Source organism: Herminiimonas sp. (assembly GCF_030655415.1).
This window is the reverse complement of the sequence record NZ_JAURVN010000014.1, coordinates 670,914-682,927: the sequence shown is the minus strand read 5'-3', so window position 1 is coordinate 682,927 and position 12,014 is coordinate 670,914. Positions and strand designations below refer to the sequence as shown.

The window sequence follows — 12,014 nt, the reverse complement described above, 5'->3', positions numbered from 1 at the left end:
TATCGTGTTACCAAATGCTCATTGAAATTGTTATTAGAGCACCAGAATGCTTATATTGTGGTGGCTAGGTAGCGGCCGTGAAGTAGCCCGCTTACCAAACGGTGAAGGCGTTGTTGTAAAAACTATGTCGGAAATAAAAAAAGCCTCGATAGAATCGAGGCTTTTTTCTGCATCCGAATTATCGGAGCAGTGCAGTTTGCTTAATTTAAATCTGGCGGCAAAGCGTCCATGGTGTTGTCGCTGCAGTATCGTTATAAACGCTTGCAGCTGGAATTGCAGCTACAGGAGCTAATGGCGCCGCGCCGCGGGCGCCGCGAGCGTTACCAACGTTATTACCAGTATTATTTGCAGGGAGTTTGCCATCAAGTGTTGTGTCAACGCCCGCAGCTTGTGCTGTTGTAAGATTTGATATGCAAACGGTAGGACCAGATGTGATCGCATATGCACCGAGAGTTACGCCAATAATCCCGCCTGTGCCAGCACGTGGCAAAGCAGCCGCGCCAGTTGCTGTTGAGTCGCCTGCAGCGATGTTGGCAGCACGTAATTGGCTCCAGAACGCAGGTTGCTCACCGGCACTGGTGAAAGTATTTGCAATTGGTAAGTTCAGTACGCCATTGCCGTTACCTGCAATAGCGCCGACCCAGCCACGACCTGTCAATGTAGCGGCAGTATCATCGCCAGGCAGTGAACGATAACGATCTATATAAGTATTGTAGGAAGCGGATACGCCATTTAAATCGTTAACAACAGATTTAATACGTGCGCCTTCAACCATTTCTTGACCCTTCAGCACGCCGCCCAGCAGCAAGCCAATGATGACCAGTACGATGGCAATCTCAACAAGGGTAAAACCCTTTTGATTACGTTTAATTTGTTTCATGTTAGCTCCAGAATTAACTGAAATCGGAAATCGTTTCAGCACATCATCAAATTACCATAGCGCAATATATTTACCAGTGTCTAAATTTTGTACACGGGTTAAATGACGACAAATATTCAGGCTCGTATAGGGAAGATAATGTTGAAGCGTAGTGGAGTGACGCTATCTTGTATAACTTGCAATGAACCACCTTGCATTTCCAACATCTGTTTGGCTTGATACAAGCCTATGCCCAAGCCTGCTGCGTCACTACTCCAGAACGGCTCGAACAGCCGTTCTGGTGCAGGGGCGCTTGCGCCATTGCTGGCTTCTATCGTGATGCTGACCTGTTGCGCATGCGTCGCGATGGCGATCACCATCAATGGTTTGCTGATTTCTTCCCGTACGCTCGCATCGTGATAGTTCTTCAGAATATTGTCTAAAGCTGTATCGATCGTCGTGCCGGCGGCGTGTATCAAGGCATCGCCTTCGATTTGCGCATCCATTTCATACAGTTCGCAGAGGCCTGTAAGCACTTCGTGTAAATGAATTTCACGGAGCGGTTCGTCAGGATTGGAGCCCGCCGTCAATGTGTTGACGATGCGATCAGCACGATTGCGAATCAGAGGAGCTGCGCGGCGCAGGTGCGATAACACTTGCGCTTCCTTGCCGGGAGGGACGCTAGCAAGTTGGTCCGCCATGAGTTGAATGAACTGCGCAATATTTTTCATATCATGCTGTAAAAATAAATTCAGCTTGGACATGTGGGCGAAGGTCGCATCAATGGCATTGGCCTTGATGAGCATGTCGGTACGTAGTAAAAGCAGGAAGGTCGCAATCAGCGTTTCTTCAAAATATCGTTGTTCGCCACGGTTGTCGCGCTGATAAAAATTCATCGTCAGCTTCATTTCAGCAACTTCGATTTCTTTGTATGTCGAGGCATTGACATGCCGGCCGTAACTGCCTTGTTTGACAATGCCAAACCAATCCAGCCGCCAATTCAGACCCAGCAGGCCCGCTTGCTCCAATAGCGGCCATGCATGTTCAAGAAAAATCGGTGTGTCGAAATTGTGTTGTTCATTAAGCCTAATCAGGCCAAGATTGATACGGCTAGCTTTGCGAGCCTGAAACCACAATGCTGCGACTACAGCAGCAATAGTGATGCCGATCAGGATGAAGGCTAAATAGATTTGTTCAATCATCGCGTTCGATACCGAACTTCTTCATGAAGTAGTAGATGTTCTCGCGTTTAACACCAAGTCGTTTTGCGCTTTGATACACATTGAATCCGGTTTCTTTCAAAATCTGCCTTACCAGTCGTTCTTCCGCATCGGTTCGTATACCTTTGAGACCATCCGAAACCTGGGCATTGACCGCGATTCGCGTGATGCCTTGCTGGCTCAATTCATTTTCCTTTTCAAGAAATAGAAAGGCACGTTCGATAGCGCGCAGTATGATCTCTGATGAAGATGGCTTGGAAAGAAAATCGAAAGCACCTTCACGGATTGCTTCTAGCGCTGCAGCTTGTTGGTCCTGTCCGGTTAAGACGATAACTTTGACTGCCATGATCTCTGACTGGATGGCCTTTAATGTTGCCAGTCCTTCGGTAATGTCATGCGCATGGGGTGGCAGACCGAAATCCAGTATCACGATACGGATTGCGGGATTGGTCCGTAGCAGTTCAAGTGCCGGCTCCCGTTGTTGCGCTTCGCTGACGACATAATCGTGCAACTCGAGCACACCACGCAACATCGTGCGTAGTGCTGGATCGTCTTCGACCAGTAAAATTTCTCCAGCACGCACGGTCATTTTTTCGGCACCGCAGTATTCATCTGTTTGAGTCGCTCATCAAGAAAGCGCAGTTCGTGCGGGTCGGTAATTTCGCCGCTCGCGATCAGACCACCGAGTAAGATTTTGGCGCTTTCGAGTTCATTCATGTCTTCCAAAAGGAAAATTTCCATCTGTCTTGCCCAGCTCGGTATGCTTTTGTCTGTCGCATATAACCTGAGCGCACGGGCATATTTCAATGTCAGCGGAAGGTCCTTGAGACGATGGCGCGCGATGAAAGCAGCGTGCGCCATTGCGCGCCAGCGATGATTGGGATCCTCCAGAAAGCGACGATAGATAAAATCCAGCATGATTCTTTTCTTTGCATCATCTTGTACGTCAGCGTACAGATGACTGGCTGCGAGCAAAGGGTATTGCGCGTGAGGATCTAGATCCAGAATACGGTCCAACCATTGCTGCAGATTGTCGTAGTCGAGATACTGGAACGGCAAACGCACACCGGGCTGGTTATCGAATGCCTGTACATACAGCATCAGTAACTTACCGAGCGCGACGGGCTCTGCTAGGCTGGCAATCTTGAGGGTCGTAAGAGTAGGGGGCGCGCCGAAATTTTCTGCTTTGGCTTGTGGGGCTGGAGCGTAGTTATGCCAACCTAGCTGCGCTGCCAATGCAAGCATAAGTAATGCTAATACTGTCTTTGGGACAAATGAAACGGGACGTTCACGCATGGCTAAATATTCTTGCGGTACAAATCAAACAACGCTGCGCCAGTAATCAACGCGAGGAAGATCGCGCTCTGCGCGAGAATGGCTGGCAAGTTACTCCAATTACCGGATTGATAAACGAGCCATTCTGTACGTGTGAACTGATCGAAATGTGGAAGCACCGCAGCAATAACATTGATGACGGTGCTAATCACATCTTGTGAGAGCGAGTGATTACCTGCGAAGTCTTGTCCGATCAACTGAAAAGCGCTGACAGAACGTGCTGCGAGATAGAAAGCCATGACAGCACTCAATGCTGTCATTACCTGACTAAATGTGAGTACGCATAGCAGGCTGAAAGCAGCAACCAGCCACAACTCACAAAGCAGCGACACGGTCCACAATGCAGCTTGCGCCAGCGGTGAAAATATCCATGCAAGCGCACCAAATAACAAAGTTGGTACTAAGGCCAGTGTGCCAAAGCCCAGTAACTTTCCCAGCAAATAGCCCGCACGAGGCAATGGCAAAGCCAGTATCAATTCCAGACCTTTGTCATTGGATTCACGCACCATGCTGGTGACGACAAAAGTCGCAATCAGAAAAACTGCGGCGAAGCGTGAAAACGCGGCGATTAGCGCAATTTGTATTTGCCGGCTTTCAGTGATTGCCAATTCATTCAAGAAGCCGCTCAAGCCGATTGCAATGAGTGCGACGGCAAAGATTAACCAAACCAAATGGTTGCGCAATGCTTCGATGAAAGTATAAAAAGCGATGGTACGTATTTGTCGAAACATGAGTGACGTTGTTATCAGTAAAGTGTGTGCGTGACGTCGCCGATTGGGACGCAGATCACAAAGGTGTGGCGAATCCAGGTACGACGGTATTCTCTATTGCACATGCGGCTGAAGTGATGGATGCACGCGAGGTTCCTTTTGTAATGTCGCCATCATCCAGCTTGAGATCGACCTCGACGGCTACGTCACAAGGTAGATTGGCAAACTCGATTACATTCAGTATTGCAGCAGGAATCGGGTTGCTGCCACTAGCCACCACAGAACCTGCAGCTGCAGTATTGCCGAGCACACGCACGGTGCCGTAAACCGATTGTAGTTGTGCCGAACGGATAAAGCTGGCATTGAATAAATGAACCGGAACATTATTCGATTCGGTAGTCGTATTGATGATGCCGCTGCCATCGCCACCAACAGTTACGTTTGGAATTTCGTTTGCAGTGTATTTCCAATCACCAGGTAGATAGCGATACCTATCCTTGAACTGTTGCGATGCGATGCTCAGATCCTTTGCTGTCGCGACAATATCCTTGACGCGCATGGCTCTAATCAGGGATTGCCCTTGTAGAATGCCGCCCAGTAGTAGGCCGATGATGACCAGTACGACAGCGATTTCGACTAGCGTAAATCCTTTTTGACACGCTGGTGCCAAAGGATTTCGGACGCTGAATTTATGGAAGTCTGGCATCGATGGCTCCTTTAGCGACAAATTCAACAATGTCGTCATAGCCTGCAGTTGGCGGGAAATTCGTGGTGAAAAATGGCGGTAGATTCATCGCAGCTTTGACGAAAGGTGCATTGCCTGCGAAGTTGTTGATCTCATTTGTACCCAAGCAGTTTGGCGCGACTGGTGCAAGTGGTGTTGAAGGTGCGGCCGCAGTGCATGGCGCGCCGTTGCCAGCACCATTATTGAAGAAGGCCACATTGTTACGTCCGCGCGAATACACGACGAATGGCGCAGTCGATGTCAGTATTGTGCCAGTGCCATCGTTGACAACTATATTGCCAACTTGAGTAATGAAATCTGCTTTACTCGTCGTCGCTGTAAGTGCTGGAGTAACGCGATAGCGGTAACGATTGGCAACGGCGACCGCTGCGGGTGGTGAGCTTATGGCCCATGGATCATTCGCTGCTACACCCAAGGTTTGCCACGGAATATTTCCAGTAAAGGCACCACTATCTTCCAGTCCATCATTATTACTATCGGCGAAGGGTAATCGATTGTTCCTGATGACATAGCCTATCAATGCCAACTGGATGTTTTCTATATCCTTGTTTGCTTGGCTGACTTGTTCATCGAAAGAAAGCGTGGATTTGTTTTGTACTGTGGTTGTCACCAAATCGGATGGCAAGAAGACGGCAACGATATCGTCGAAGGTGCCGCCGGGAGCAGTGTCGCTGTTGGTTAATTCCCTGCGAACGAAGACGCCATCGTTGCTGGTATTGTCGAGTTGATCTATATCAGCTGCTATCGGTAGAGTATTGCGCGTTCCTTTGATGGTAAATGCGCCTGCGCCATTTTTACCATGAGATACCAAGACTACGACAGCTGGGATTGGATAAGGGACTAGTGAAATGTTGGGTCTGTCATTAACCACGATGCCACCCTGATTGCCCGTGTTGAAACTAGCGCTGCGGGTCCAGTCATAAGGTGTGTTGCTGACTTGGTAAGTGAAAAAGTTATTCCAGCCATCCAGGGCCATTTCACGCGACAGGCCTAGAGTTACGAATGGCAGTGTGCCGAAAGTGACGACGCATTGCGTCGCTGGATTGGGTACTGGCGGTGTACCCGCGGTGCCGCCTGCTCTATCCTCAATGCCGTCAAAGCTCACATTCGGTGCTGGAGGTGGCGTGATCGCACTTTCTGGACAGGGCAAACGATGATACTTACCGAGATAACCGATCAATGCATCGCGAATGGCTTCTTGTCTTTTCTTAGTTACGTTGATGGCAGAATTTTCCAGTTGCGATTGGACCAAACCAACCCCAAAGGTCAGCAAAATACCGACTAGCAAGACCACGATGGCCATCTCAGCCAAGGTGAAGCCTTGGCTCGAACGTTTTGTATCATGAGCCATATGTTTGACGAGCGAGGATAGTGAGGGTGCGCGCATTATTTACCTTTCACGCAATCAGCGTTTGCCGCGTGGCAAGGATGCCGGCGGGATATCGGATACCACCAAACCTGTTTCATACCCTTCGCGTACTTGTCCGGTTGCTATGTCTATGCTTTGGCCTGCTTTCAAATGGGCATTTCGGCCCGACGGGAGTTGCAAGGCCACAGCGCTAGACTTGCCTTTGCTTGATAGTAGAGTGACACCATCGGTACGTTCATTTTCGTACTGAGCTTGCGAGTTGATCCAGATTGTCGATTTACCCGAACCATTGCGCTGTACGTAACCATTTACAGTCAGATTAGCATCTGGCAAGGGCGCTGTGCTGCCTTCTTCTTTTACTTGTGGTGCTCCGCCCATACGCACGCGATCCAGTTCTGTGCGCTCTTGCTGCGTCATGAACAGGCGACCGACTTGCAGTTCAGCTGCGTTGGAAGTGAGTGGCAGCAGTGCTGTCAGTGCAAAGGCGAAAATAGAGTGTCGCATCATCAATCGGTGCCAGTTCATTGCGGTGCCGCGGAAGTATTTGCCGCCGCCGGTTCACCTACGGTAACCCAATACAGCGTGCACTCTGCGTTTAGACGCGGTGCCAATGCTTCCGTGGCAATTGTAGTGACTGGAGTAAGCGTGCATTCCTTTGCAGTATAAAATCCTTTATCCCTCAAGTCGCCCAGAAAGTGAAACAGGTCGAGTTCATGCAATAGCCCCATACGCACGACAATACTTGTGACATGTAATTCCAGCGATGTTGTCAGCAAATTCGGGTCTAGTGGCAGCAATTGCTGGGGCGCGAATTCATAGCTGATAGGTAACAGGCGGCGATTCTGCTGAATGCTTTTAATCAATTCCAGCATGAACAAGCGATTTTCTTCCCCATAAAAACCACGTTCCCGTAATTGCGTGAATTTAGGTTGAAAGTCGCGTATTTCTATACGTTCACTCTCTGCCTGTCGGAATTTTTCGCTGGCGGCATTTTGTAGCGCTTGCGCTTGCTCTCTATCGGGCTCGATTCTGAGTAGCACGAAGCGGCAGGTGGCGACAATTGCAATACTTATTGCGCAAACAATGCCGAAAGTGATCAAGGCTTTGCGGATAAGCGGGTAGCCATCTTTGGCGAACGTATAAGGCGCAGCGACGGTCTTGAGTTTGACAGTGCCTTGCTTGTCTGCGACGGGTGTTTTTTGATCCATGTTCATGGGGTACGGACCAATTTGATTGAGAACGCTGCTATCAAATCCGCGGCAGGGTCGCCTGCTTTATTTTCAAGTTTGACGCTTGGATTGGTATCAATAGGTTGCAGTGTGACCGTTACTTTTAGGTGTGGATTTTTTTGTAAGGTCGCAACTAGCATACGCACGCTATCCAATGCGGCACGATAATCGCCGTCAAACGGTTGGATTTCTCCATCGATCAGTAATATCTCGGCAGGTTTGTCTGGTAAACCGAGAATAATCGGTTGCGCTCCTGTATCAATCGGCGGCGGCGGGGAGTTCGGATCGACAGTTGCGCTCAGCATCGCGGGATCAACAATTTTCCATTGCAGCTGCTTAATGACTATTTGCGGCAAAGCATCGAGTGCGCGACTGACTTCTGACATCAACTCATTCGGCAAAGCGACGTTTTGCACCATCATGCGCTCAATGTTGACTACTGATTTCATGTTGTGTGGTGTGACGAGCGTGCTCGGCATGTTTTTTACAATGATTTCATATTTGGATTCTGCCGCGAGTGCTTCCTGTTCCAAGCGAGTCGTTTCGCGTCGCTGTTCAAATATAGTCATCAAATCAATACCGGCCCATGCCAGTGCCGCTAATCCAAGCAAGATACTTAATACATAGAGTCCAATGCGCGCTTGCCATAATTGATAAAACCGATTTTGTTCGCGCAGTGGGTAGTGACTAGAAACACGTTCTTTGCCAAGTAAAGACAACAAGAGTTCATCGCAATCTTCGCTGAGTTCGCTAGACCCTTGCTTGAGTTGCTGGCTTACTTCGTCGATTGGAAGAAAACGATACTCGGCGTTGGGATCTGGATTGTTTGCTGCTTGTTCCTGCACTGCTACAAGATTATGTGCTTCTGCAATGACGACTACTTGTACGGGTACTCCACGCGCTAGTACGCGTGTGCTGGCCAAGTATTGCCTGGTTTTCAGACTTTCAGAAATCAGTGATTCTGCCAACAGCTCTGGTGCTTGATCCAGTAACGGAGTGAGCCGGCTGAAGTGTAGATGCCCCTCATGGAAATAACTTTGTCGCAAGCCACTCGATTGATGCGTCACCAGCAGCACCGGCGCTGTGCCGAACTTCAATTTATTGAAGAGGACTTGACTAAGTAGCGCCAGCGAATAAATGCCGATTACCGGAACCGTATGTATCAGTAGTGCATTCAGCCAGGGTTTGGGTAACTCCGCATTAGTTAATGCGCTAAACAGGATGCGGTCATCCTTACGCCCTGTTTTCTCACGTCCTTGCGGTGTCGCGTGGCGAAAGGGGGTATCGCGATAGAGTTGTGTCAGCTTGCGCTCTATTAATGCGCGTCGCCCCTTACCAACTGTGTGCGGAATGGTATCGCGCTGGAAGTCTTCTTCGATCAGGTCGACTAAAATTTCAGCAGGCAGATTTTTTCGAATTGCAACGTACTCGGCAAAGCGCTGCCAGCCATTTTCGTCATTTTCGAAAATGTCTTCCAGCAAAGCGTTCTTGCTGTTCCACGAATAAGCGGTGAGTTCGTGATTGGTGAGATAAAACAGCTGCTTGCGCACGGTAGCCTTATGGTTGAGCAGTGGTATTCATTACATCTTGATCTTGCTGATGGTGTCGTAAATTGGACCTAGTACGGAAAGCATGACCCAGCCCAAAAGCGCGCCAAGTAGAACCGTCATGATAGGTTCGATCAAGGCCTGCACGCGTTCGATCATTTCTTTGACATCGCGGTTATAAAAATAGCCAACGTTGCGCAGCGCGGTGTCGAGCGAACCAGTGGCTTCACCTACCTTCAACATACGGATAATCAGAGGCGGGAACATACCAGTCATCTGAAATGCCGCAGTAACACCTTGTCCTTCGGCGATTAACTGTCCTGCCTGCTGCAAAGCGCGCGCGATCATGCGATTGTTGACGATTTCTTCTGACAGACGTATGCAGTCAAGAATGGTAATACCCGACGCATACATCAGCGCAAAAAAAGTAACGAAGCGGGCGAGAATAATTTTATGTATGACTGGGCCAACCATCCATACACGCAATTTGTATTCATCAGCCAGATAACGCGCGCGTTCGCTGCTTTTCAGCGTGACCTGGATGATGACGAAAATCACGACCGGTAATGAGAGAACCACATACCAGTAATTGACAAAGATGTTTGAAACAAAGATGAGCGCTTTGGTATGAAACGGTAATTCCTGCCCCATGTTTTTGATAAAACCTGTGAGTTGCGGAACCAGAAAAATCATCAGGAAAAATGTGACACCCAAAACGATCGTACCAACGAAGGCAGGGTACATGACGATCTTCTTTGTTTGCGATGCCAATTCATCTTGCCATTTCAAGCTTTCACTCAGATTCTTGAATACTTCAGAAATGCGTCCAGTTTGCTCACCTGCCATGATCAGACTACTCATGGTTTTATCGAAAACCAACGGATGTCTCAGCATGGCTTCCGACAGTTGTGAACCGCCTTCAATGTTTTCGATCATGTCGGCCACGACTTCGCGAAAACGTGGTTGTTCCAGACTATCGCGCAGATCAGCCAGACCTTCCAGAATCGGCACGCCAGCGCCAGTCAACTGTTCCATGTGGAAGCAGAAATTGATCAAATCCTTGCGTGTGATCTTGCGTCGGCCGAGTGTAAAGGTGCGTTGTTCGGCAGGCTTGCAATCGATCAGATCGAGTTCCATGCGTTTGAGGCGCATTTCCAGATCAGGCATGTTCGCAGCGTCCATCATGCCGCGAACGGTCTTGCCGTTTTGATCCATCGATTGATAGGAGTACATCGCCATTACACGAGCCTGTCAGTCAGATCTACGACACGTGAAATTTCATCGAGCGAAGTAGAGCCATCTAATACGCGTCGTACCGCATCTTCAACTAGCGGTCTAAAGCCCATAGAAATTGCAGTGGCTTTGAGTTCGCTTGCAGTAGCGCGACGTGCGATCAAATCGTCCAACTGGCTATTCATCTTGAGCATTTCCATGATCGACAGACGACCGGCATAACCTTGGTGCTGACATTGATCGCAACCAACCGCACGATAAATTGTAGTCTCAGGCGCATCGACCGCGAGACCCAAAAGTTTACGTTCTATCGAATCTGCCTGAAACGATTCTTTGCAGTGCGGACACAGTTTGCGAATCAAGCGTTGCGCAATAACACCGATGATATTTCCCGCCATGATGTCAGGCAGGATACCGATGTCGAGCAAGCGCGGGATAGCACCGGCGGCCGAATTAGTATGCAGCGTTGAATACACTTGATGGCCGGTCATGGCAGCACTGAACGCCATTTGTGCAGTTTCGTTATCGCGAATCTCACCAATCAGAATGATGTCTGGATCTTGTCGCATCATCGATCGGATACCGTTGGCGAATCCCATTTTTGCTGATTCATTAACCGAGGTCTGGCGAATCATGGTCATTGGATATTCAACCGGATCTTCCAGCGTCATGATGTTGACGCTGTCGGTGTTGATGTGATTAAGAATCGAATACAGCGTTGTGGTCTTGCCGCTACCGGTCGGGCCGGTGACCAAAATGATGCCTTCGGGTCTGGCGATCATCAGTTTGAGCAAGGTCAGTTCATTGTCTTCTAAGCCGAGATTATCGAGGGGGACGATGCCTTTCTGGCGATCGAGAATACGCAGCACAAAGTTTTCGCCATGCGCGGTCGGTTGTGCGGAACTACGAAAATCGATCTGACGACCAGAGAAGTTGATCGCAATGCGACCATCTTGCGGTGCGCGCGTCTCGGCGATATTCATATTGCTCATGACTTTGAGTCGGACGGCCATCGCTGGCCAATAGGTTTTATGCAGGCTGCGGATTTGCCGCATGATGCCGTCGATCCGATAACGAATGCGCAGGAAAAATTCTTCCGGTTCGAAGTGAATATCCGATGCGTTGTGCTGTACCGCATCGACTAGCAAGGCATCCATCAGGCGCACGATAGGCTGACTGTATTCATCAGATACCGATTGCAAACTCTGATAATTGACTTGCCCGGTTTCGATCTCGCTCAGAATACCGTCGATGGATAACTCGAAGCCATAGTATTGATCGATCGCACGGTTGATTTCCGAGTCACCGGCCAGCATGGGCGTGAGCGTAATATCCTTGCCCAGCATTGCGTTGATTTGATCGAGCGCAATGATGTTGCTGGTATCTGCCATGGCCAGCATAAGTGTACGATCAGTTTTGTCGAACACCATCGGAAACACTTTGTAGCGCTTCGCGACATCCTTGGGAATTAACTTGATGGCTGTGGCATCAACTGAAATATGCGAGAGATCTGTACTTTGCTGGTTGAGGTTTTCACTCAATGCTTCCCGCACTGTCGCTTCGGTAACGAAGCCCAGATTGATCAGCATTTTCCCTAAAGGATCACCGCTACGACGTTGTTCGATCAGTGCGATGCGCAATTGATCTTCGCTAATCACACCTTTACTGATCAACAGTGTGCCTAGCGGCAGTTTCGGTTTTTCAGCCATGTTTAAACGGGGTGCTTTTCATCAAATGAATTTTTGGGCGCTGCATCTTCATTGCCAT

At 49.1% G+C, this 12,014-nt stretch carries 12 protein-coding genes; all 12 read right to left on the bottom strand.

The window, feature by feature from the left end:
- Positions 1–205: 205 nt before the first annotated feature.
- Entirely contained in the window at positions 206–880 is a 675-nt protein-coding gene (locus tag Q7T66_RS12460) for a prepilin-type N-terminal cleavage/methylation domain-containing protein (RefSeq protein ID WP_304933632.1), read from the bottom strand.
- A gap of 116 nt (positions 881–996) precedes the next feature.
- A complete protein-coding gene (locus Q7T66_RS12455; RefSeq protein ID WP_304933631.1) occupies positions 997–2,061 on the bottom strand; it encodes an ATP-binding protein in 1,065 nt (354 codons plus the stop codon).
- Entirely contained in the window at positions 2,054–2,668 is a 615-nt protein-coding gene (locus tag Q7T66_RS12450) for a response regulator (RefSeq protein WP_304933630.1), read from the bottom strand. The genes Q7T66_RS12455 and Q7T66_RS12450 overlap by 8 nt, the downstream gene beginning before the upstream one ends.
- Positions 2,665–3,324, bottom strand: a complete 660-nt coding sequence (locus Q7T66_RS12445) for a hypothetical protein (RefSeq protein WP_304933629.1) — start codon at positions 3,322–3,324, stop codon at positions 2,665–2,667. The genes Q7T66_RS12450 and Q7T66_RS12445 overlap by 4 nt, the downstream gene beginning before the upstream one ends.
- A 53-nt stretch (positions 3,325–3,377) precedes the next feature.
- Positions 3,378–4,145, bottom strand: coding sequence for an ABC transporter permease (locus Q7T66_RS12440; protein ID WP_304933628.1), 768 nt, complete (start codon positions 4,143–4,145; stop codon positions 3,378–3,380).
- Between the two features lie 55 nt (positions 4,146–4,200).
- Positions 4,201–4,830 (bottom strand): prepilin-type N-terminal cleavage/methylation domain-containing protein, encoded by a 630-nt coding sequence (locus Q7T66_RS12435; protein WP_304933627.1) that lies wholly within the window; start codon positions 4,828–4,830, stop codon positions 4,201–4,203.
- Positions 4,814–6,220: a type II secretion system protein gene (locus Q7T66_RS12430; protein WP_304933626.1), complete on the bottom strand. Its 1,407-nt coding sequence runs from the start codon at positions 6,218–6,220 to the stop codon at positions 4,814–4,816. The genes Q7T66_RS12435 and Q7T66_RS12430 overlap by 17 nt, the downstream gene beginning before the upstream one ends.
- 54 nt (positions 6,221–6,274) lie before the next feature.
- Complete coding sequence (locus Q7T66_RS12425; RefSeq protein ID WP_304933625.1) at positions 6,275–6,745, bottom strand: hypothetical protein; 471 nt, start codon at positions 6,743–6,745, stop codon at positions 6,275–6,277.
- Positions 6,746–6,759: 14 nt separating this feature from the next.
- Positions 6,760–7,446, bottom strand: a complete 687-nt coding sequence (locus Q7T66_RS12420; protein ID WP_304933624.1) for a hypothetical protein — start codon at positions 7,444–7,446, stop codon at positions 6,760–6,762.
- Positions 7,447–7,448: 2 nt separating this feature from the next.
- Positions 7,449–9,017 carry a hypothetical protein gene (locus Q7T66_RS12415; protein ID WP_304933623.1) on the bottom strand — a complete coding sequence of 523 codons (1,569 nt, stop codon included), beginning with the start codon at positions 9,015–9,017 and terminating at the stop codon, positions 7,449–7,451.
- Positions 9,018–9,047: 30 nt separating this feature from the next.
- Positions 9,048–10,253, bottom strand: coding sequence for a type II secretion system F family protein (locus Q7T66_RS12410; protein ID WP_304933622.1), 1,206 nt, complete (start codon positions 10,251–10,253; stop codon positions 9,048–9,050).
- Complete coding sequence (locus Q7T66_RS12405) at positions 10,253–11,956, bottom strand: GspE/PulE family protein (protein WP_304933621.1); 1,704 nt, start codon at positions 11,954–11,956, stop codon at positions 10,253–10,255. Before Q7T66_RS12405 ends, Q7T66_RS12410 begins: the two co-directional genes overlap by 1 nt.
- Positions 11,957–12,014: the final 58 nt, after the last annotated feature.